General features: G+C 63.0%; 20 protein-coding genes and 1 pseudogene. 10 read left to right on the top strand and 11 right to left on the bottom strand.

From position 1 onward, the window contains the following. Positions 1–120: 120 nt before the first annotated feature. The 5 genes from C4Q27_RS12755 to trxA all read right to left on the bottom strand — a co-directional run bounded on the left by C4Q27_RS12755 (position 121) and on the right by trxA (position 5,472). Complete coding sequence (locus C4Q27_RS12755; protein ID WP_012054059.1) at positions 121–771, bottom strand: gamma-glutamylcyclotransferase; 651 nt, start codon at positions 769–771, stop codon at positions 121–123. Between the two features lie 246 nt (positions 772–1,017). Next, positions 1,018–1,986 carry a CDP-6-deoxy-delta-3,4-glucoseen reductase gene (locus C4Q27_RS12750; protein ID WP_003253665.1) on the bottom strand — a complete coding sequence of 323 codons (969 nt, stop codon included), beginning with the start codon at positions 1,984–1,986 and terminating at the stop codon, positions 1,018–1,020. After that, the gene (gene ubiD, locus C4Q27_RS12745; protein WP_020192776.1) at positions 1,986–3,452 is read right to left on the bottom strand and encodes a 4-hydroxy-3-polyprenylbenzoate decarboxylase; all 1,467 of its coding nucleotides are present in this window, start codon (positions 3,450–3,452) and stop codon (positions 1,986–1,988) included. Before ubiD ends, C4Q27_RS12750 begins: the two co-directional genes overlap by 1 nt. A 203-nt stretch (positions 3,453–3,655) precedes the next feature. Further along, the gene (gene rho, locus C4Q27_RS12735) at positions 3,656–4,915 is read right to left on the bottom strand and encodes a transcription termination factor Rho (protein ID WP_003253661.1); all 1,260 of its coding nucleotides are present in this window, start codon (positions 4,913–4,915) and stop codon (positions 3,656–3,658) included. A 227-nt stretch (positions 4,916–5,142) separates the two neighbouring features. Beyond that, positions 5,143–5,472: a thioredoxin TrxA gene (gene trxA, locus C4Q27_RS12730; RefSeq protein ID WP_003253660.1), complete on the bottom strand. Its 330-nt coding sequence runs from the start codon at positions 5,470–5,472 to the stop codon at positions 5,143–5,145. A gap of 253 nt (positions 5,473–5,725) precedes the next feature. Here trxA and ppx point away from each other — a divergent pair, with 253 nt between their 5' ends. Next, positions 5,726–7,228, top strand: coding sequence for an exopolyphosphatase (ppx, locus tag C4Q27_RS12725; RefSeq protein WP_104886916.1), 1,503 nt, complete (start codon positions 5,726–5,728; stop codon positions 7,226–7,228). Here the strand turns inward: ppx and ppk1 are convergent. After that, positions 7,215–9,458, bottom strand: a complete 2,244-nt coding sequence (gene ppk1 / locus C4Q27_RS12720) for a polyphosphate kinase 1 (protein ID WP_064491269.1) — start codon at positions 9,456–9,458, stop codon at positions 7,215–7,217. The two genes, ppx and ppk1, sit on opposite strands and share 14 nt — an antisense overlap. A 213-nt stretch (positions 9,459–9,671) precedes the next feature. On the opposite strand from ppk1, the gene C4Q27_RS12715 reads away from it, so the two are divergent. Further along, on the top strand, positions 9,672–10,316 hold the full coding sequence (locus tag C4Q27_RS12715) for a DedA family protein (RefSeq protein ID WP_177410006.1): 645 nt from the start codon (positions 9,672–9,674) through the stop codon (positions 10,314–10,316). A 549-nt stretch (positions 10,317–10,865) separates the two neighbouring features. Here C4Q27_RS12715 and C4Q27_RS29800 read toward each other — a convergent pair. After that, positions 10,866–11,444: pseudogene (locus C4Q27_RS29800) on the bottom strand (sterol desaturase family protein); the annotation flags it as partial. A gap of 112 nt (positions 11,445–11,556) precedes the next feature. Between C4Q27_RS29800 and elbB the strand changes: the two are divergent. Then, on the top strand, positions 11,557–12,216 hold the full coding sequence (gene elbB / locus C4Q27_RS12705) for an isoprenoid biosynthesis glyoxalase ElbB (protein WP_104886915.1): 660 nt from the start codon (positions 11,557–11,559) through the stop codon (positions 12,214–12,216). Between the two features lie 203 nt (positions 12,217–12,419). Here the strand turns inward: elbB and C4Q27_RS12700 are convergent, their stop codons facing one another. Continuing rightward, the gene (locus tag C4Q27_RS12700) at positions 12,420–12,872 is read right to left on the bottom strand and encodes a YaiI/YqxD family protein (RefSeq protein WP_014592810.1); all 453 of its coding nucleotides are present in this window, start codon (positions 12,870–12,872) and stop codon (positions 12,420–12,422) included. 166 nt (positions 12,873–13,038) lie between these two features. Between C4Q27_RS12700 and C4Q27_RS12695 the strand changes: the two genes are divergently transcribed. Then, the gene (locus C4Q27_RS12695) at positions 13,039–15,894 is read left to right on the top strand and encodes a class I adenylate cyclase (RefSeq protein ID WP_104886914.1); all 2,856 of its coding nucleotides are present in this window, start codon (positions 13,039–13,041) and stop codon (positions 15,892–15,894) included. 69 nt (positions 15,895–15,963) lie between these two features. Here the strand turns inward: C4Q27_RS12695 and rnk are convergent, their stop codons facing one another. The 3 genes from rnk to cyaY form a co-directional block, all read right to left on the bottom strand. Beyond that, a complete protein-coding gene (rnk, locus tag C4Q27_RS12690) occupies positions 15,964–16,374 on the bottom strand; it encodes a nucleoside diphosphate kinase regulator (protein WP_003253652.1) in 411 nt (136 codons plus the stop codon). A 146-nt stretch (positions 16,375–16,520) separates the two neighbouring features. Next, positions 16,521–16,745 carry a DUF1289 domain-containing protein gene (locus tag C4Q27_RS12685; protein ID WP_064491272.1) on the bottom strand — a complete coding sequence of 75 codons (225 nt, stop codon included), beginning with the start codon at positions 16,743–16,745 and terminating at the stop codon, positions 16,521–16,523. 1 nt (position 16,746) lies between these two features. Beyond that, the gene (gene cyaY, locus C4Q27_RS12680) at positions 16,747–17,079 is read right to left on the bottom strand and encodes an iron donor protein CyaY (protein WP_004575827.1); all 333 of its coding nucleotides are present in this window, start codon (positions 17,077–17,079) and stop codon (positions 16,747–16,749) included. Between the two features lie 239 nt (positions 17,080–17,318). Between cyaY and C4Q27_RS12675 the strand changes: the two genes are divergently transcribed. Genes C4Q27_RS12675 through C4Q27_RS12650 form a run of 6 tightly spaced genes read left to right on the top strand, consistent with a single transcriptional unit; the run spans position 17,319 to position 21,944 of the window. After that, positions 17,319–17,537, top strand: coding sequence for a lipoprotein (locus C4Q27_RS12675; RefSeq protein WP_010955745.1), 219 nt, complete (start codon positions 17,319–17,321; stop codon positions 17,535–17,537). A gap of 9 nt (positions 17,538–17,546) precedes the next feature. Continuing rightward, positions 17,547–18,794, top strand: coding sequence for a diaminopimelate decarboxylase (gene lysA / locus C4Q27_RS12670; protein ID WP_010955746.1), 1,248 nt, complete (start codon positions 17,547–17,549; stop codon positions 18,792–18,794). A gap of 4 nt (positions 18,795–18,798) precedes the next feature. After that, the gene (dapF, locus tag C4Q27_RS12665; RefSeq protein WP_014592814.1) at positions 18,799–19,629 is read left to right on the top strand and encodes a diaminopimelate epimerase; all 831 of its coding nucleotides are present in this window, start codon (positions 18,799–18,801) and stop codon (positions 19,627–19,629) included. Between the two features lie 13 nt (positions 19,630–19,642). Beyond that, a complete protein-coding gene (locus tag C4Q27_RS12660) occupies positions 19,643–20,353 on the top strand; it encodes a DUF484 family protein (protein ID WP_014592815.1) in 711 nt (236 codons plus the stop codon). Then, positions 20,353–21,252 carry a tyrosine recombinase XerC gene (xerC, locus tag C4Q27_RS12655; RefSeq protein WP_064491273.1) on the top strand — a complete coding sequence of 300 codons (900 nt, stop codon included), beginning with the start codon at positions 20,353–20,355 and terminating at the stop codon, positions 21,250–21,252. The genes C4Q27_RS12660 and xerC overlap by 1 nt, the downstream gene beginning before the upstream one ends. Continuing rightward, positions 21,249–21,944 carry an HAD family hydrolase gene (locus tag C4Q27_RS12650; RefSeq protein ID WP_010955750.1) on the top strand — a complete coding sequence of 232 codons (696 nt, stop codon included), beginning with the start codon at positions 21,249–21,251 and terminating at the stop codon, positions 21,942–21,944. Before xerC ends, C4Q27_RS12650 begins: the two co-directional genes overlap by 4 nt. Positions 21,945–22,027: the final 83 nt, after the last annotated feature.

Genomic DNA, 22,027 nt, shown 5'->3' with positions numbered 1-22,027 from the left:
CGCGAAAGGGCCGGGCCTGCCGGCCAATTCCACCCGCCGTTCACCGTTGTCGCCACCACCGTATTCGCGGGTAAACCCGCGCCTGCAGGGATTACCCGCGAAGAGGCCGGAACAGGTTGCTCACACTTCGCGCAGATTGTGGCAACGCCTGAATCGCGCTTCCAGGTTGCGATCGGGCATCTGGTGACTGCGCAGTGCATTCAAGGTCTGCTCGACATAGTCACGCGTAGTGCCATAACGCCCCTTGGCACTGGCCAGGATCTGGCTGAGCAACGTATCCGGCAAGTTGCCGGCATAGCACGGCAGATGACGCTCCAGTACAAAGCCCAAGGCCTGCACCTTGCTACCGTCGCCCAGGCGGCAGTTGAGCCAGTGCGGCCGGTATGCCGGATAGGGCATCTCGCGTTGCCACAGGGCCATCAGTGAGTCGTCCAGGTTGCGTTCATCCAGCCGGTAGGCAAAGCCGCTGCAGGAACCACCGCGGTCCAGGCCAAACACCAGGCCGGGCGTTTCCGGGGTACCGCGATGTTCATGGGACCACAGGTACAAGCCACGGTGATAACCATGTACCCGCGCGCGCTGGCGCTCCACCGAATTGCACTCCGGGCGCCAGATCAACGAACCATAGGCAAACAGCCACACCGGCCCACCCTGATGCCTGGACATGGTTGTTTTCATGGAGCTGAACAACTGTTCGCGAGTATGTTGCTGACCGAAATCAAGTGCCGGAGGGTATGAAACTTCCCAAGACATACTTTCAAGTGCCGACATAAGCTGCCGCCATTATTCCTGTGAACTACGGATGTAGCGAGATTCGATTACGCTGCGGCCCCAGGCCGCTTTACCAAGGGCGCTTGCAGTAACCATAGGCCAGAATTGCAGGAATACTCAAGCCCTTGAGCACGCGTTTCATACACGGCTCCGACGACTGGGAAGTACTGTTTCAGCAGCGGTGAAAGTTATTGGCCAAGGCGGTAACAATTACCGCCTTATACCGACACTTTCAAACTTCGGTTATTAACCGCGCGGCGCGTAGGCGAACACATCGGCACGCATGCGGTGCGCATCCATACCGGCTTCGACCAAGGCGTCGAGCGTGGCATAGATCATGTTCGGTGAGCCGCTGGCATACACATGCACGCTATTGAGGTCGGCAATGTCGTCGCAGACCGCTTCATGCAGCATGCCGCAGCGGCCTTCCCAGCCACACAGGTCGCTGACCACTTGATGCAGGAACAGGTTAGGCAGACGCTGCCATTCGTCCCAGTGCTCGATCTGATAGAAATCCTCCGGCCGGCGCACCCCCCAGTACAGGTGTACCGGGTGCTTGAAGCCCTGAGCCCGGCAGTGCTCGACCAGGCTGTGCATCTGGCCCATGCCAGTGCCGGCGGCAATCAGCACCAGCGGCCCGTCGGGCAGTTCGGCCAGGTGGGTGTCGCCAAACGGCATTTCAATGCGCGCCAGGCCATCTCGCCTCAGCTGGTCGATCAGTTGCACCGCACTGGGCTCACGCGCCAGCACATGCAGCTCCAGTTCACGCCCGGCATGTGGCGCGGACGCCAGCGAAAAAGCTGCCTGCTTGCCGCCCTCACGTTCGATCATCAGGTATTGCCCCGCGTGATAACGCAGAGGTTTACCGGCAGGCGCACGCAGGCGCACCCGCCAGACGTCGCCGCCGACGTCGACGCACTCACTGACGCTGCACGCCAGCTTGCGCACTGGCAGCTCGCCCAAGGCAAGCACACCGTCCCAGAGCAACACGCAGTCCTCCAGCGGTTCGGCAATGCAGGTGAACAACTCGCCATGGTCGCGGACTTCACCATCCTGGCGAACCCGTCCTTCAACCAACAACGCGGCGCAAACATGGCAATTGCCATTGCGGCAGCTGTTTGGGCAGTCATAGCCCAGCCGCCGTGCTCCATCCAGGATCCTTTCCCCGGGTTCAAGCGCCAGCACCGCCCCGGACGGCTGCAACGTTACCTGCATCAATCTATTCCCAACTGATCCCACAGCTCATCGATACGGCGGGTGACGGCCTCATCCTTGACGATGACCCGGCCCCATTCGCGTGTAGTCTCGCCCGGCCACTTGTGAGTAGCGTCCAGGCCCATCTTCGAACCCAGCCCCGACACCGGTGACGCAAAGTCCAGGTAGTCGATCGGGGTGTTGTCAATCATTACCGTATCACGCTTGGGGTCCATGCGCGTGGTAATGGCCCAGATCACATCGTTCCAGTCACGAGCGTTGATATCGTCATCGGTGACAATAACGAACTTGGTGTACATGAACTGTCGCAGGAACGACCACACACCCAGCATTACGCGCTTGGCGTGGCCGGGGTACTGTTTCTTCATGGTCACCACCGCCATGCGGTACGAGCAGCCTTCCGGCGGCAGGTAGAAGTCGGTGATTTCCGGGAACTGCTTCTGCAGGATCGGCACGAACACTTCGTTCAGCGCCACGCCGAGAATGGCCGGCTCATCTGGCGGCCGGCCGGTGTAGGTGCTGTGGTAGATCGGTTTTTGCCGGTGGGTGATGCGCTCGACGGTGAACACCGGGAAACTGTCCACTTCGTTGTAGTAGCCCGTGTGATCGCCGTACGGGCCTTCCGGGGCCATTTCACCCGGGTGGATCACCCCTTCCAGAATGATCTCGGCGGTTGCCGGTACCTGCAGGTTGCTGCCACGGCACTTGACCAGCTCGGTGCGATTGCCTCGCAGCAGGCCGGCGAAGGCGTACTCAGAAAGAGTGTCCGGTACCGGGGTCACGGCGCCGAGAATGGTCGCCGGGTCAGCGCCCAGCGCCACGGCGACCGGAAACGGCTGGCCGGGGTTCTTCTCGCACCACTCTCGGTAGTCGAGGGCGCCGCCACGGTGGCTGAGCCAGCGCATGATCACCTTGTTGCGGCCGATCACCTGCTGGCGGTAGATGCCCAGGTTCTGGCGGTCCTTGTTCGGGCCACGGGTCACGGTGAGGCCCCAGGTAATCAGCGGCGCCACGTCGCCAGGCCAGCAGTGCTGAATCGGCAATGCGCCGAGGTCGACATCATCCCCCTCGACCACCACTTCCTGGCACACCGCGTCCTTGACCACTTTTGGCGCCATCGACACGACCTTCTTGAAGATCGGCAACTTCGACCAGGCGTCCTTCAGGCCCTTGGGCGGCTCGGGCTCCTTGAGGAAGGCCAGCAGCTTGCCGATTTCCCGCAGTTCGCTGACCGACTCGGCGCCCATGCCCATGGCCACCCGCTCCGGGGTACCGAACAGGTTGCCCAGCACGGGGATGTCGAAGCCGGTGGGCTTTTCGAACAACAATGCCGGGCCCTTGGCGCGCAGGGTGCGGTCGCAGACCTCGGTCATTTCCAGGACGGGGGAGATCGGTACCTGGATGCGCTTGAGCTCGCCGCGCTGTTCCAGGCCACGGATGAAGTCGCGCAAGTCGCGATACTGCATGCAGGAGCCTCGTGTTGGCCGTATCGGTCGGGGTGCAGAGTGTAGCGCCGTTCGGGCCTTGTTTGGGGGGGAAAATGCATTGGGGCCGCCTTGCGCCCCTTCGCAGGCACGCCCGCCCCCACAAGGATTGTATTTAACCTGTGGGAGCGGGCGTGCCCGCGAAGGGCCGCAAGGCGGCCCCAATTACTGCCTGATCGGGAAGCTTACTTGCGCTTCATCGACAGGAAGAACTCATCGTTGGTCTTGGTCTGCTTGAGCTTGTCGACCAGGAACTCGATGGCAGCGATTTCGTCCATCGGGTGCAGCAGCTTGCGCAGAATCCACATACGCTGCAGCTCGTCGTCAGCGGTCAGCAACTCTTCGCGGCGAGTGCCGGAGCGGTTGATGTTGATGGCCGGGAACACACGCTTCTCAGCGATGCGGCGGTCCAGCGGCAGCTCCATGTTGCCGGTACCCTTGAACTCTTCGTAGATCACTTCGTCCATCTTCGAGCCGGTTTCAACCAGCGCAGTGGCGATAATGGTAAGCGAACCGCCTTCCTCGATGTTACGCGCAGCACCGAAGAAGCGCTTGGGCTTCTCGAGGGCGTGGGCGTCGACACCACCGGTCAGCACCTTGCCGGAGCTCGGGATCACGGTGTTGTAGGCACGCGCCAGTCGAGTGATCGAGTCCAGCAGGATAACCACATCTTTCTTGTGCTCGACCAGGCGCTTGGCCTTCTCGATCACCATCTCGGCAACCTGCACGTGGCGGGTTGGCGGCTCGTCGAAGGTGGAAGCAACCACTTCGCCACGCACGGTGCGCTGCATTTCGGTCACTTCTTCCGGGCGCTCGTCGATCAGCAGGACGATCAGGTGGCACTCAGGGTTGTTACGGGTGATGTTGGCCGCAATGTTCTGCAGCATGATCGTCTTACCGGCTTTCGGCGGGGCAACGATCAGGCCGCGCTGGCCTTTGCCGATCGGGGCGCACAGGTCGATGACGCGACCGGTCAAGTCCTCGGTGGAGCCGTTACCGGCCTCCATCTTCAGGCGCTTGTTCGGGAACAGCGGCGTCAGGTTTTCGAACAGGATCTTGTTCTTCGCGTTTTCCGGGCGGTCGAAGTTGATGGTATCGACCTTCAGCAGGGCGAAGTAACGCTCCCCTTCCTTCGGTGGGCGGATCTTGCCGACGATGGTGTCGCCGGTACGCAGGTTGAAACGGCGGATCTGGCTGGGCGAGACATAGATGTCGTCTGGGCCGGCCAGGTAGGACGCATCAGCCGAACGCAGGAAACCGAAACCATCCTGGAGAATCTCCAGCACGCCGTCACCCGAGATCTCTTCGCCGCTTTTCGCATGCTTCTTCAGCAGGGCGAAAATCACGTCCTGTTTGCGCGAACGGGCCATGTTTTCGATGCCCATCTGTTCGGCCATTTCCAAAAGATCGGTAATCGGCTTTTGCTTGAGTTCAGTCAGGTTCATAAGGGGAATGACGTAATCATGTAAGAAGGGAGAATTAAGCTTCTGGCTTAATGAGGCCGCGCCGCTGGATGGCGACAGGATCGCGTACTGATTCGAATTAGGGATGCTTCGGCGACGGCATGTAGAGGGCACTGGAAAAGCAGTGCGAGGCCGAATGTAACACTTGCTTTTTTCTGCGTCTAGTGCTCTGAAAAAGAAAAGCCCCGCATTTGCGGGGCCTTTTCACATCACAGGTGGGCGTCGAGGAATGCGGCCAGCTGCGATTTGGACAGTGCACCAACCTTGGTGGCTTCGACGTTGCCGTTCTTGAACAGCATCAGCGTCGGGATACCACGCACACCGTGCTTGGCCGGGGTTTCCTGGTTCTCGTCGATGTTCAGCTTGGCGACGGTCAGTTTGCCCTCGTAGGTGGAAGCGATGTCGTCCAGAACCGGAGCGATCATCTTGCATGGACCGCACCATTCAGCCCAGTAGTCGACCAGTACCGCGCCTTCGGCCTTCAGGACATCGGCTTCGAAGGAGGCGTCGGTGACATGTTTGATCAGATCGCTGCTCATGGATATCTCCAGGGTCGTAAGCAAAAAACGTGGCCCATGATAGCCGCACCTACGCCGGACAGGAAGCCACGGACGATTGAGTGTAACTATAGTTGCGCAAGACGCCGCGAATCGAAACTGTCATATGGCCGTCATAGAATCGAATGGCACATTGCCTTGCATCAAGGCCAGTACAACGGCTGAGTGTCACGCGTTGGCGATAGCCTGCTATCGTGGCACGATTGCCAGGTTAACGACCGAGAACAACCAGATCATGCCGCATACCATCGCGAAGAACCTGTCCCTGATCGCCGCCATCGACCTTGGCTCCAACAGTTTTCACATGGTCGTGGCCAAGGCCCACCATACCGAAATCCGCATCCTTGAGCGGCTCGGCGAGAAGGTTCAACTGGCCGCAGGCATCGACGAAGAGCGCATGCTCAGTGAAGAGGCAATGGAACGAGGCCTGGATTGCCTCAAGCGCTTTTCCCAGCTGATCAACGGCATGCCGGCAGGCTCCGTGCGTATCGTCGGCACCAACGCCTTGCGCGAAGCGCGCAACCGTAACGAATTCATCCAGCGCGCCGAAGCCATCCTCGGCCACCCGGTGGAGGTCATCTCTGGCCGTGAAGAGGCGCGCCTGATCTACCTGGGCGTGTCGCACACCCTGGCCGACACCCCCGGCAAGCGCCTGGTGGCCGACATCGGCGGCGGCAGTACCGAGTTCATCATCGGCCAGCGCTTCGAGCCGCTGCTGCGCGAAAGCCTGCAGATGGGTTGCGTGAGCTTTACCCAGCGCTACTTCCGCGACGGCAAGATCACCCCGGCCCGCTATGCCCAGGCCTACACTGCCGCGCGTCTGGAACTGATGAGCATCGAAAATGCCCTGCACCGCCTGACCTGGGATGAGGCCATTGGCTCATCCGGCACCATTCGCGCCATCGGCGCGGCCATCAAGGCCGGCGGCCTGGGCAATGGCGAGGTCAACGCCGAAGGGCTGGCCTGGGTCAAACGCAAGCTGTTCAAGCTGGGCGAGGTCGACAAGATCGACTTCGACGGCGTCAAGCCAGACCGCCGCACTATCTTCCCGGCGGGCTTGGCGATTCTCGAAGCCATCTTCGATGCCCTTGAACTGAACCGCATGGACCACTGCGACGGCGCCCTGCGCGAAGGTGTGCTGTTCGATCTGCTTGGCCGCCACCACCACGAAGACGTGCGCGAACGCACCCTGAACTCGCTGATGGAGCGCTATCACGTGGACCAGGGCCAGGCTGCGCGCGTCGAGCGCAAGGCGTTGCACGCATTCGACCAGGTGGCCGACGCTTGGGACCTGAAAGACGGAAACTGGCGCGATCTACTGGGCTGGGCCGCGAAAGTGCACGAAATCGGGCTGGACATTGCCCATTATCACTACCACAAGCACGGCGCCTACCTGATCGAGCACTCGGACCTGGCAGGCTTTTCCCGGGAAGATCAGCAGATGATGGCCCTGCTGGTGCGTGGCCACCGCCGCAACATCCCCAAGGACCGTTACGCCGAACTGGGTGATGAAGGGGTCAAGCTGCTGCGCCTGTGCGTGCTGCTGCGCTTTGCCATCCTGTTCCACCACATCCGCGGCACTCAGCAAATGCCAAAGGTAGAACTGAACGGCGGGGACAACAGCCTGGATGTAGCCTTCCCTGACGGTTGGCTGCAGCAGAACCAGCTGACCCAGGCCGACTTCGCCAACGAGGCGGAGTGGCTGGCCCGGGTCGGCTTCGTCCTCAGCGTACGTTGAGGACCGGGTTGCTCAGGCGCTCCAGCAGGGTCGCCTGAACGCTGCGCGGGTTCTGGTTGCCGGTCGGGGTGCTGCGCACATAGCGCCCGTCTGGCTGCAAGGTCCAGGCGTGGGTATTGTCGGTCAGGTAGCCTTCCAGCTCCTTCTTCACCCGCAGCAACAGTTTCTTGCCTTCCACCGGGAAGCAGGTCTCGACACGTTTGTCGAGGTTGCGCTCCATCCAGTCGGCGCTGGACAGGTAGATCTGCTCTTCGCCGCCATTGAGGAAGTAGAACACCCGCGTGTGCTCGAGGAAGCGGCCAATGATCGAGCGCACCTGAATGTTGTGCGAAACCCCCGGAATGCCCGGGCGCAGGCAGCACATGCCACGCACCACCAAGTCGATTTTCACGCCCGACTGGCTGGCCTTGTACAGCGCCTTGATGACTTTGGCGTCGGTCAGCGAGTTGAACTTGGCAATGATGTGCGCCGGCTTGCCTTCGAGGGCAAACTGGGTTTCCCGCGCGATCATGTCGAGCATGCCCTTTTTCAGGGTGAACGGCGCATGCAGCAGCTTCTTCATGCGCAGGGTCTTGCCCATGCCGATCAGCTGGCTGAACAGCTTGCCGACGTCTTCGGTGAGCGCATCGTCAGAAGTCAGCAGGCTGTAGTCGGTGTACAGGCGGGCGTTGCCGGCGTGGTAGTTACCGGTGCCCAGGTGCGCGTAACGCACGATCTCGCCCTGCTCGCGGCGCAGAATCAGCATCATCTTGGCGTGGGTCTTGAAGCCAACCACACCGTAGATCACTACCGCACCAGCCGCTTGCAGGCGGCTGGCCATCTGCAGGTTGGACTCTTCGTCAAAACGCGCACGCAACTCGATCACCGCAGTGACCTCCTTGCCGTTACGCGCCGCGTCCACCAGGGCGTCGACGATTTCCGAGTTAGCCCCCGAGCGGTACAGGGTCTGGCGCACGGCGAGCACGTGCGGGTCCTTGGCGGCCTGGCGCAGCAGGTCGACCACTGGCGTGAAGGACTCGAACGGGTGCATCAGCAGGATGTCCTGCTTGCTGATCACACTGAAAATGTTGTCAGCGTTCGCCAGCAGCTTGGGGATCGCCGGGGTGAACGGTGTGTATTGCAGTTCCGGGTGGCTGTCCAGGCCGGTGATGCTGAACAGGCGGGTGAGGTTGACCGGGCCATTGACCTGGTACAGCTCGCTTTCGCTGAGGCTGAACTGCTTCAACAGGTAGTCCGACAGGTGTTTCGGGCAGGTGTCGGCCACTTCCAGGCGCACGGCGTCACCGTAGCGGCGCGAGAACAGCTCGCCGCGCAGCGCGCGGGCCAGGTCGTCGACCTCTTCAGAGTCCAGCGCCAGGTCGGCGTTGCGCGTCAGACGGAACTGGTAGCAGCCCTTCACCTTCATGCCCTGGAACAGGTCGTCGGCATGCGCGTGGATCATCGACGACAGGAACACGTAGTTTGCGCCTGGGCCGCCCACCTCTTCCGGCACGCGAATAACCCGCGGCAGCAGGCGTGGCGCCGGAATGATCGCCAGGCCCGAGTCGCGACCGAAGGCGTCCACCCCCTCGAGCTCGACTATGAAGTTGAGGCTCTTGTTCACCAGCAGCGGGAACGGGTGAGTCGGGTCGAGGCCAATCGGGGTAATGATCGGAGCAATTTCGTCGCGGAAGTAGCGGCGTACCCAGGTCTTGAGCTTGGGTGTCCAGTAGCGGCGGCGGATGAAGCGGATCTGGTGCTTTTCCAGCTCAGGCAGCAGCACGTCGTTGAGGATCGCGTACTGGCGCTCTACCTCGGTGTGCACCAGTTCGCTGATACGCGCCAGCGCCTGGTGCGGCTGCAGGCCATCGGCGCCGGCCTGTTCACGGGCGAAGTTGATCTGCTTCTTCAGGCCGGCGACGCGAATCTCAAAGAACTCGTCGAGGTTGCTGGAGAAGATCAACAGGAACTTGAGGCGTTCCAGCAGCGGGTAGTTCTCGTCCAGTGCCTGCTCCAGCACCCGGATATTGAACTGCAGTTGCGAGAGTTCGCGATGAATGTACAGGCTGCTGTCGTCCAGGCCAGGGACGGCGATGGCCGGGGACGGCGCGGGCACCGGAGCCACAGGCTCGACCACCTGTTCCGCTACAGGCTCGGCCACCGGAGGCAGGTCTGGCGGGGTCTGCAGCATCTCTTCTGGGAGCTCCTGAGCATCCTTGATCGCGACAGGGCTTAGCACTTCATTATTCATCTGGCGTTCCTGAGGACGTTAACGCCCTATCATCTATTGAGCGGCAAGATAAGCGCTCATTATGACGCCCGTGTTACACACATGGGCAAGCCGTGGCAAGTGGCTTGTGGCATTGTCTGCGCTGGAAATGTTCACGTCGAGACACATTTGGACACTTTCACGAACGCGCGCGAAGGGGTAGGCTGCGCGTTCATTTCGCCAGCACCTCAGAAAATGCTTCAACAATTCCTGCAGGATTTCGGCTACTTCGCCCTTTTTCTAGGCACCTTCTTTGAAGGCGAGACCATTCTGGTGCTTGCGGGATTCCTTGCGTTCCGCGGTTACATGGATATCAATCTGGTATGCCTGGTGGCCTTCTTCGGCAGCTACGCGGGCGACCAGTTGTGGTATTTCATGGGCCGACGCCACGGGCGCAGGATCCTGGCGCGCAAGCCGCGCTGGCAGGCAATGGGTGACCGGGCGCTGGACCACATCCGCCGCCACCCCGATATCTGGGTGCTGAGCTTCCGCTTTGTCTATGGTTTACGCACGGTCATGCCTGTGGCCATCGGCCTGTCGGGTTACCCGCCACGCCGTTACCTGCTGTTGAACGGGATTGGCGCGGGCATCTGGGCAGTGGCCTTGGGCGCCGCCGCCTACCACTTCGGCGCCATCCTCGAAGGCTTGCTGGGCAACGTCAAACGTTACGAGCTATGGGTGCTTGGCGGCCTGGTGGCGCTGGGCGGCCTGCTGTGGCTGCGCCGGCGCTTCCGTACTCTGCGCGCGGAGCGCAGGGCGGCGAGCCAGGCCCAGCCCCCAGAGGCTGAGCAGGCTGTAGGCCACGAGCAGAAGCCAGGCCAGCGGCGCGACCACCGCTAAGCCCAAGGCGCCGGCCAGGTACAATGCCGGCGCATTCAGACACAACCGCGCCAACTCCAGGCGTGCAGACCAGGGCCGGTTCTCCAGCAACGCGCCCAGCACGAACAAACCGAACGCCATCAGTGACCAGCCGAGCACCAGCGCGGCGGCCGGCACGCGGTCGGCCACGTCCATCAGGTAGCTGCCCAAGGCCACATAAACCACGAACTGCGCCGCCACATAGGCTTGCTGCCCGCGCCCCAGGGCAATCTCGAACTTGCGAAACAGCGCCAGGTCCTGCTTGGCCTGTGGGTAGCGTGCGGCCACATCGGCCGGGCGCCAGCCGGTAGGCATGAACCAGATACGCAGCTTGTCCCACAGGCTGGTGGTGCGCCGGGCGTCATGCCAGAGCTGGGCATAGAACTGCAGGTTGGCCCATAGCGGGTTCCAGCTGGCCAGCGGCGTGGTCACCCCGAACACCACCGGCTCGGCCGGGTCCTCCTCCTTGAAAGTGCCGAACAGACGGTCCCAGAGAATGAACACACCACCGTAATTGCGATCCAAGTAAGCAGGGTTTTGCGCATGGTGGACGCGATGATTGGACGGCGTGATCAACACCCACTCCAGCCAGCCAAGCTTGGGAATATGCCGGGTATGTACCCAGAACTGATACAGCAGGTTGAGCGAGGCCACGGTAATGAACACCAGTGGCGGCACGCCCAGCAGCGCCAGCGGCAGGTAGAACAGCCACGAGAAGATGAACCCACTACTGGTCTGGCGCAGCGCCGTGGTGAGGTTGTACTCCTCGCTCTGGTGATGCACCGAGTGCGCAGCCCACAGCACGTTGCGCTCATGCCCCAGGCGGTGCAGCCAGTAGTAACAGAAGTCGTACAGGACAAAGGCCAGCAACCAGACCCACCCTGCCTGCACCGGCAATTGCAGCAGCGCCAGGTGCTCGAAGGCAAGGGCATAGGTGACCAACCCTACGCCTTTGGTCAGCAGGCCGGTACTGGTCGACAGTGCGCCGGTACTCAGGCTGTTGATCGAGTCGGCCAGGGTGAAATTGTGCTGGCCGCGCACGCGGTCGGCGACCAGCTCAACGGCTATCAGCACAAAAAAGAACGGCACGGCCAGCAGTATCAGGTCCATGGGCGCGACCTCAGGTGTTATCCACCAAGATTAGGCCGCCCCCGCAGGAATCCCTATGGCGACATCTGCCAAACTAGAGGACATTTAGCGCCTCGACACTGGAGTAATGAGCATGACAAAAAAAGTAGCGGTGATTCTTTCCGGCTGTGGCGTGTATGACGGCGCCGAAATCCACGAAAGCGTGATCACGCTGCTGCGCCTCGACCAGCGCGGTGCGCAGGTGCAGTGCTTCGCGCCGAACATCGCACAGATGCATGTAATCAACCATCTGACCGGCGAAGAAATGCCCGAATCGCGCAATGTGCTGGTGGAGTCGGCGCGCATCGCCCGCGGCGAGGTCAGGGATATCCGTGAGGCCAAGGCCGAAGACTTCGATGCGCTGATCGTGCCGGGCGGTTTCGGGGCAGCAAAAAACCTCTCCAACTTTGCCGTGGAAGGCGCCAACTGCAGCGTGAACCCAGACGTGCTGGCCTTGGCCGAAGCCTTTGCCGACGCCTGCAAACCCGTAGGCCTGATCTGCATCTCGCCGGCGCTGGCGGCGAAGATCTACGGGCCGGGCGTGGTCTGCACCATCGGGCGCGATGCCGGCACTGCGGCGGCTGTCGAAAAGATGGGCGGCACCCATGAAGAATGCGATGTACACGACATTGTCGAAGACACCCAGCGTAAGCTCGTGACTACCCCGGCGTACATGGAGGCCAAGTCGATCAGCGAGGCGGCGGGCGGGATCTACAAGCTGGTGGACCGAGTGCTGGAGCTGACGCACGAGTAAGTTACTGCGTTGGCTTCTTCGCGGGCATGCCCGCTCCCACAGGTCCAGCGCAGGCTTCAAGGCCACGCGGTACCTGTGGGGCAACTGCGCGATAGCCTGTGGGGCAACTGCGCGATCGCTTGTAGGAGCGGGTTTACCCGCGAACACCGGCAGAGCCGGTGCCATCCACCGCGCCAGCCTGGGCTGTCGCCTACAGGAATCTGTCAGCCTTTCGAGAGCCGGGCAATGATCCGGTCCAGTGCATTGGCAAACGCCTGTTTCTCACGTTCGCCATAGGCCGCCTGCCCGCCCCCCACCTGGCCCTGCTCACGCAGCTCGGTGAACAGGTTGCGCGCCGCCAGGCGGTCGCCCATGTTGCGCTCGTCGAACTCGCGCCCACGCGGGTCCAGCGCGGCCACGCCCTTTTTCACCAGGCGGTCGGCCAGCGGCACGTCACTGCAGATCACCAGCTCGCCCGGCACGGCGTGCTCCACAATGTAATCGTCGGCCGCATCCATGCCGCTGGGCACCACGATCAGGCGCACGATCGCGAACGCCGGCTTGGCCACCGCCTGCCCCGCCACCATCACCACCTCGAACTTGCGCTTGAGGGCGAACTTGACGATCAGATCCTTGGCCGCCTTGGGGCAGGCGTCGGCATCGATCCATACACGCATTGGACACTCTCTACATGAACTCAATGCGCCCATCATGCCTGAAGCGCAGCGAAAGCTGGAGCAGGCCCGCGCTGGAAAAATGGCGCCAAAATTTCAATTACCGCTTATCCGACCCCGCCACTCAGGCTAAACTCGCCACAGCTTCAATGGCCTGCCCGAGCGCGCAATGAACCACCCTCACGAAATCCGCCCTGACCTGGACGAAGGCATCGACCGCAAGGTCCTGGCGACATTGCGTGCGCGCTTCCTGCATCTGAACCAGGGCCGACTGCAGCGGGCAAAGGAAGGCCTGTCAACGCGCCAGCAACAGGTACTGTCATTGCTGCCGCTGCTGTTTCACGTGAACCACCCGCTATTGCCGGGTTACGTTTCCGGCAGCACCCCCGCGGGCGTATCGGCTTACGAGCCAAGCGCCGAGCTGGTGGCAGATGCCCAACGCCTGGCCCGCTCGTTCACCTACAAGGCCCAGCATGGCAACCCGCCACGCCCGATCCACGGCCTGTTCCTGATGGGCAGCCTGGGCTCGCTGGCGCAGGCCGAGCACAGCGACATGGACCTGTGGGTGTGCCATGCACCCGGCTTGCCCGAACAGCTGCTGGGTGAGCTGCGCCGCAAGTGCCAGCTGCTGGAGGCCTGGGCGGCAAGCCTGGGCGCCGAAGCACACTTTTTCCTGATCGACACACAGGGCTTCGCCCAGGGTCAGCGCGATGGCCAGCTCGGCTCCGACGACTGCGGCACCACCCAGCACTACCTGCTGCTGGACGAGTTCTACCGCACCACCCTGTGGCTGGCCGGGCGTACGCCGCTGTGGTGGCTGGTACCGGTGTACGAGGAACACAACTACTACAGCTACACCCAGACGTTGCTGTCCAAGCGCTTCATCCGCAGCCAGGAAGCCCTTGACCTCGGCAACCTGGCGCACATTCCGCCCGGTGAGTTCGTCGGCGCAGGCCTGTGGCAATTGTTCAAAGGCATCGACTCGCCCTACAAATCGCTGCTCAAACTGCTGCTGACCGAAGCCTACGCCAGCGAACACCCTGCGGTGCGCTGCCTGAGCCTGGACTACAAGCAGGCAGTGTTTGCCAACCAGCTCGACCTCGACGAGCTGGACCCCTACGTGATGGTCTACCGGCGCATCGAACGTTACCTGCTGCAACGCGGCGAAACCGCGCGCCTGGAGCTGGTAAGACGCAGCCTGTACCTGAAGGTGAACAAGAAGCTCAGCGACCAGGGCCGCAGCCATGGCTGGCAACGTCGGCTGCTGCAGCGCCTGGCCGACGAATGGGGCTGGGACCAGCGCCAGTTGGCCCTGCTGGACAGCCGCAGCCGATGGAAAGTGCAGCAGGTCGCCGTCGAGCGGCGTGAGCTGGTGGCCGAGCTTAACCTCAGTTATCGCTTCCTCAGCCAGTTCGCCCGCACCCAGAACGCCAGCAGCCGCGCCGACCAGCGCGACCTCAATGTGCTGGGCCGGCGCCTGTACGCCGCCTTCGAGCGCCGCGCCGGCAAGGTCGAAGTGATTAACCCCGGCATCGCCCCTGACCTCGCCGAAGACACCCTGACGCTGGTCCAGGCACCCAACCGCAAGGAGCCGGGCAGCTACCACTGGGAGCTGTACAGCGGCAACCTGAGCACCCATGAAGTACAGCACTTCAGCCCGATGAAGCGCTGCCGCGAGCTACTCGAACTGCTGACCTGGGCCCATCGCAACGGGGTGATCGACAGCAGCACCCGCATGGCGCTGCATCCAGGGGCCAGCGACCTCGGGGAGTTCGAGCTGTTCAACCTGCTGGGCTGTCTGCGGCAAAGTATCCCCCTGCCCTTGCCGACCGTCAGCGAAGTGCGCCTTTTGCAGCCCAGCGTTGCCGATGAGGTGTTGTTGCTGGTCAACGTCGGCGTCGACCCGCTGCGCCACCACCGCGACCTGAACGTGCTGATGACCACAGAGCGCACCGACGCGTTGAGCTACGCTGGCGTGCGCGAAAACCTGGTGCTGACCCTGGACCAGGTCACCGTCAACAGCTGGAACGAGGTGCTGGTCCAGCGCTATGACGGCGAACACGCGCTGGTGCGCTGCCTGCGCGACTTCCTCAACAGCCCGGCGCAGCGCGGCCACCGGCCACGGGTGCGGGTACGCTGCTTCTGCCAAAGCCGCGCCCAGCCTATCGGCCAGCGCGTAGAGGAAATTTTCGACACTGTGCAGCTGCTGCGGGACCAAGGGCTCCACCACCGCTACCTGCTACAAGTGGCCCAACACACCCATGTGCTGGAGCTTTTGCCCGAGCATGTCAGCCTGACGACCCTGGCCGAGCATGAGGCGCTGCTGGCCTACCTGGGCGAAGAACGCAGTGCCTACAGCCCGCTGTACCTGGATGCCAATGCCCTGCAGGATCACGACCTGCGCCTGGTGCTGGAGCAAGGCCGGCCAGCCTGCATTCAGGTGTTCTACCGCCTGCAGGGCGGCTGGGCCGACGTGTATGTGCTGGATGAATACAACGCATTGTGGCAACAACGCCTGCCGCTGCATGACGAAGCGCATCTGCTGTTGCCACTGCAACGCTTTCTGCGCTCGGTGGTGATGCGCCGCGATGCACGCCTGCCCCTCGATAGCCTGCGGCCCGCCTCGCTGGATATCCACTTCGCGCAGCTGTTGCCCACCGGCCCAGGCAAGGCACGCAGCATCGAGCCGCGCCTGGCCCCGGCCGAGGGCAGCGACCAGCCTTACTATGAGGTACAGGCGATTATCCAGGCCGGTGTGGCGGGTGTGGCGCATGTGACGTTGTACTGCGACCAGCAGGAGTTTTCCGAACTGGAACATGGTGAGCAGCTGTACGCGGTGGTGGCCCGGCAGATCATCGGTCAGCGCCGTGGCGCAGAGCGGTACCGGTGCTATATCACCGACCTGGATTTGTCCGAGCTGCTGGATGACCGGCTGGGGGCAACGCAGATCTACCTGAGCTACAAGCGGGTGCTGGAGCAGGCTTTGAATGAGGGGCTGGAACAGGTTTTGGCGCAGGGCGCCTGAACTCGCAGCACAAGACTGCTGTGGAACAGCCTTGTGCTGCAATCGGGCCGCGCAGCGGCCCCCTGGCCCTTACAGGTCGTAATCGCCCGCTGCTTCCGGCTGGTACTCCACTTCCAGCAGCTTCAGCTTGAGGGTCTTGCCCCCCGGCGCCGGCCAGTCGATCTGCTCGCCCACCGACAGCCCCAGCAAGGCGCAGCCAATCGGCGCCAGGATCGAGACCTTGCCTTCCGGCCCGGCATCCTTGGGGTACACCAGTGTCAGGTGGTAGTCCTTGCCGCTGGCTTCCTCACGGCAGTGCACCCGCGAGTTCATGGTCACCACGCCCGCCGGCACTTCCTCGTGACCGACCACCTGCTCGGCGCGGTCAAGCTCGTCCTGCAGGGCGAGCACACCCGGCGTACTCTCGTCGAGGCTGTCGATCAGACGCTCCAGACGCTGTACGTCCAATCGGGTGAGGATGAGGGAAGGCTTGGTGCTCATGATCCAGTCAGACTCCTTTGAACAGGCAGTTTTCAATGTGCAAATAAAGCAAAACCCCGCCCAAGGGCGGGGTTTGAGAAGGCTTTGGCGTCACCGACGCAGAACCCGACACTACCACAGCCGGGCAAATACTCAAGCCCCTGCGCTCAGTGTGCCTTAGCCTGCTCGCGCAAGACCTGGGCCTCGCGGCAGATCTGCCGGCGCCGTTCGTCATCGGCCGAGCGCCATTCGCGAATGTGCTCGACATGCCGATGGCAACCGGTACACACCCGCTGTTCGTCCAGCCGGCATACGCTGATGCACGGTGACGGCACTGCAGGGCTGACGTTGCTGTAAAGCGGCTTGGGCGGCCGGGCCTGGGCGTTACTCATGTCAGATTTCGTCGAAGTCCAGCTTCTCGCCGGCCCGCTCCCAGACGATACGCTCGAGCATTTCACCCAGCAACTCTTCGCTCTTTTCGCACACCCACTTGCCACTGTCTTCGTCGTAATCGAAGTGGAAACCACCGGAGCGGTCGGCAAGCCACAGCTGGCGCAGTGGCTCCTGACGGCTGAAGATCAGCTGGGCACCGCCCTCGAACTTGACGGTCAGGACACCGGCTGAGTTCTCCATGTCCAGGTCCAGACCGCTCTCGTCGAACAGATCTTCCAGGGCCTGTTGGGTCGCGTCGACCAGATCATGGAAACGCGCTTCACTCAAACTCATTGCAGGAACCTCGAAATTGGCTGCGTTACAGGCAAGCCGGGCAAGATACGGGCGCTTGCCGCCGAATGCAAAGGTTTAGCCGTTGCGTTCACCGGCCTCTTCGCGGGCGAGCCCGCTCCTACGGGGGGCTGCGCAGGGGCTAAGCATAGCCCGCCCGGCGGACCGGTCCTTGCATAGGCAAGCCGCCGGTCGCTCGGTATACTCGGGCGCAATACTGCATTTTTCTAAGGATTTCACCCATGAAGCGCCTGATTTCCTCCTTCGCGGCGCTGGTCGCTGTTGCCTGCCTCGTTTCGGCCTGTGGCCAGAAAGGCCCGCTGTATCTGCCTGAAGATGGCGATAACGGCAAAGCGCACACGTCGCACCAGCACCAGCCAAAAGCCAAGCCGGCCCCGGCACAAGAACAGCAGCCCGAGCTGCAGTCCGAGTCCGAGCCCGAGCAGTCGCCAGCGCAGTAAGGAAACCAGATGAACGCTTTCAACTACCGCGACGGTGAGCTGTTCGCGGAAGGCGTGGCCCTGTCGGCCATTGCTGAACGTTACGGCACCCCCACCTACGTGTACTCGCGCGCCCACATCGAGGCCCAGTACCGTAGCTACGCAGACGCCCTGCAAGGCACCGAGCACCTGGTGTGCTTCGCGGTCAAGGCCAACTCCAACCTTGGCGTGCTGAACGTGCTGGCGCGCCTGGGCGCAGGCTTCGACATCGTCTCCGGTGGTGAACTGGAACGTGTGCTGGCCGCTGGCGGGCGTGCCGACCGCGTGGTGTTCTCCGGCGTCGGCAAAACCCGTGAAGACATGCGCCGCGCCCTGGAAGTTGGCGTGCACTGCTTCAACGTCGAATCCACCGACGAGCTGGAGCGCCTGCAAGTAGTCGCCGCCGAAATGGGCAAGGTTGCCCCGGTGTCGCTGCGGGTCAACCCGGACGTCGATGCCGGTACCCACCCGTACATCTCCACTGGCCTCAAAGAAAACAAGTTCGGCATCGCCATTGCCGATGCCGAGGCCATCTACGTACGCGCCGCACAGCTACCGAACCTGGAAGTGGTCGGTGTCGACTGCCACATCGGCTCGCAGCTGACCACCGTCGAGCCATTCCTCGACGCCCTCGACCGCCTGCTGGTGCTGGTCGACCGCCTGGCCGAGTGCGGCATACACCTGCGCCACCTGGACCTGGGTGGCGGTGTCGGCGTGCGCTACCGCGACGAACAGCCACCACGGGTGGCCGACTACATCAAGGCCATCCGCGAGCGCGTGGGCGAGCGCGACCTGGCCCTGGTGTTCGAACCAGGCCGCTACATCGTCGCCAACGCTGGCGTGCTGCTGACCCGCGTGGAATACCTCAAGCACACCGAACACAAGGACTTCGCCATCATCGATGCAGCGATGAACGACCTGATCCGCCCGGCCCTGTACCAGGCCTGGATGGGTGTCAGCGCGGTCAAGCCACGTGCAGGCGAAGGCCGTGCCTATGACCTGGTCGGCCCTATCTGCGAGACTGGCGACTTCCTCGGCAAGGACCGCGTACTCAACCTGGCCGAAGGTGACCTGCTGGCCGTAGAGTCCGCGGGCGCCTATGGTTTTGTCATGAGCTCCAACTACAACACCCGCGGCCGTTGCGCTGAAATCCTGGTCGACGGCGACCAGGCGTTCGAAGTACGCCGCCGCGAGACCGTCGCCGAACTGTATGCTGGCGAAAGCCTGCTGCCGGAGTAAGCCCATGCTGCTGCGTTTTACCAAGATGCATGGGCTGGGCAACGACTTCATGGTCCTGGACCTGGTCAGCCAGCACGCGCACATCCAGCCCAAGCACGCCAAGCAATGGGGTGACCGCCATACCGGTGTCGGCTTCGACCAGTTGCTGATCGTCGAGGCGCCGAACAACCCGGAAGTGGACTTCCGCTACCGCATCTTCAACGCCGACGGCTCCGAGGTCGAGCAATGCGGCAACGGTGCGCGCTGCTTTGCCCGCTTCGTGCTGGACAAGCGCCTGACCGCGAAAAAGCGCATCCGCGTGGAAACCAAGAGCGGCATCATCGTGCTGGACGTGCAGAACGACGGCCAGGTGAGTGTCGACATGGGCCCACCCCGCTTCATCCCTGCCGAAATCCCCTTCGTTGCTGACGCGCAGGCGCTGAGCTACCCACTGGAGGTCGACGGCCAGCTGCATTCCATAGCCGCCGTGTCCATGGGTAACCCGCACGCCGTGCTGCGTGTCGACGACGTGCATACTGCCCCCGTGCACGAGCTGGGCCCGAAGATCGAAAACCACCCACGCTTCCCACAGCGGGTGAATGCCGGCTTCATTCAAGTCATCGACCGCCACCGCGCCAACCTGCGCGTGTGGGAACGCGGCGCCGGCGAAACCCAGGCTTGCGGCACCGGCGCCTGCGCCGCGGCCGTGGCGGCGATCAGCCAGGGCTGGATGGACTCCCCGGTGTCCCTCGACCTGCCCGGTGGCCGCCTGCACATCGAATGGGCCGGCCCCGGCAAGCCCGTGATGATGACTGGCCCGGCCGTACGCGTCTATGAAGGACAGGTTCGTCTCTAAACGAGTAACCGCCATGACCGATCAGCCCAAGGTTGTACCCAAGCAGTCCGCCGAGCTCGATGCCGAAGCGGTGGTCGCCTACCTGCGCGCCCACCCCACCTTCTTCGCCGAGCACGACGAGCTGCTGATCGAACAGCACATCCCGCATCAGCGAGGAGACAGCGTGTCGCTGGTGGAACGCCAGCTCAAGCTGCTGCGTGACCGCAACATCGAAATGCGCCATCGCCTGTCGCAACTGATGGACGTGGCCCGCGACAACGACCGGCTGTTCGACAAGACCCGCCGGCTGATCCTTGACCTGCTCGATGCCGGTAGCCTGGAAGAAGTGGTAATGGCGGTCGAAGACAGCCTGCGCCAGGAATTCCAGGTGCCCTTCGTCAGCCTGATCCTGTTCGGCGACAACGTCGCGCCGGTCGGGCGCTGGGTCAGCAATGCCGAGGCGCAGCAAGCCATCGGTGCCCTGCTGGGCGGTGGCAAGACCGTCAGTGGCAACCTGCGCGAGCACGAGCTGGCGTTCCTGTTCGGTGAAGAACAGCGCCGGGAAGTAGGCTCCAGCGCCGTGGCAGCTCTTGAGTACCAAGGGCTGCATGGGGTTCTGGCCATCGGCAGCCGCGACCCGCAACACTACAAGAGCAGCGTCGGTACCCTTTTCCTCGGCTATATCGCCGAGGTGCTTGGCCGCGTTGTGCCACGCGTTACCCAGACCCTGCGCCCGGTACGCTGATGAAACGCCAGCTGGAGGCTTATTGCGCACACCTGCGCAACGAGCGCCAGGTGTCGGAGCACACCTCGCAGGGCTACCGTCGCGACCTGGAAAAAGTCATCGCCTACTGCGCAGAACACGGCATTGCCGATTGGCAGGCGCTGCAAATCCAGCAGCTGCGCCAGCTGATCGCCCGCTTGCACCACCATGGCCAATCTCCGCGCAGCCTGGCACGCCTGCTGTCGGCAGTGCGCGGCCTGTACCGCTACCTCAACCGCGAAGGCCTGTGCCAGCACGACCCGGCCAACGGCCTGAGCGCGCCCAAAGGTGAGCGGCGGCTGCCCAAGGTACTGGATACCGACCGCGCACTGCAGCTGCTCGATGGTGGCGTCGACGACGACTTCATCGCCCGGCGGGACCAGGCGATCCTCGAACTGTTCTATTCCTCGGGCCTACGCCTATCGGAACTGACCAACCTCGATCTTGATCACCTCGACCTCGCCGCCGGCCTGGTGCAGGTACTGGGCAAGGGTGGAAAAGCCCGCGTACTGCCGGTGGGTCGCAAGGCTCGCGAGGCGTTGCAGGCCTGGTACCGTTTGCGCGGCATCGGCAACCCACGCGACCGTGCAGTGTTCATTACCCGCCAGGGCAATCGCATCAGCCCCCGGGCAGTGAGGCTGCGGGTAAAGGTTGCCGGTGAGCGTGAGCTGGGCCAACACCTGCACCCGCACATGCTTCGCCATTCCTTCGCCAGCCATGTGCTGGAATCATCCCAGGACCTGCGCGCGGTGCAGGAGATGCTCGGCCACGCCGACATCAGCACGACGCAAATCTACACCCACCTGGACTTCCAGCACCTGGCCGCGGTGTACGACAGCGCCCACCCTCGGGCCAAACGCAGCAAAGGCACAGACTCATGAGCATCAAGCTGATCACCTTCGACCTCGACGATACCCTGTGGGACACCGCGCCGGTGATTGCCACCGCGGAAGTCGTGCTGCGCGACTGGCTCGAAGCCAACGCACCAACCCTCGGCAGCGTGCCGGTGGAACACCTGTTCGCCATCCGCGAGCGCCTGGTGCAAGCAGAGCCCGGCCTCAAGCACCGCATCAGCGCCCTGCGCAGGCGCGTGCTGTTCCATGCCCTGGAAGAGGTCGGCTACAGCGAGCAGCACGCACAGGCGCTGGCCAACGAAGGCTTCGAAGTGTTCCTGCATGCGCGCCACCAGGTGGAGATCTTCCCAGAGGTACAACCGGTGCTTGAGATCTTGCGCCATCAATACATCCTGGGCGTGGTCACCAACGGCAATGCCGACGTCAGCCGGCTGGGGCTGGCCGATTACTTCCGCTTTGCCCTGTGCGCCGAGGACCTGGGCATTGGCAAGCCAGACCCGGCGCCGTTCCTCGAAGCGTTGCGCCGCGGCGAGGTGGACGCGGGTGCGGCGGTGCACATCGGCGATCACCCTGGCGATGACATTGCCGGTGCTCAGCGCGCCGGTTTGCGCGCGGTGTGGTTCAACCCGCAGGGCAAGGCCTGGACTGGCGATCAGGCGCCGGATGCCGAAATCCAGCGCCTGTCGCAGCTGCCCGACGTGCTCGCGCGCTGGCGCTGACGGAGGCCGCTTTGCGGCCCATTCGCGGGCACGCCCGCTCCCACAGGGACCGCGCAGGCCCTGGACCCTGTGGTGAACCTGTG

It is taken from the genome of Pseudomonas sp. SWI36 (assembly GCF_002948105.1).
Classification (GTDB): domain Bacteria; phylum Pseudomonadota; class Gammaproteobacteria; order Pseudomonadales; family Pseudomonadaceae; genus Aquipseudomonas; species Aquipseudomonas alloputida.
This window is presented reverse-complemented; position numbering and strand designations above follow the sequence as displayed.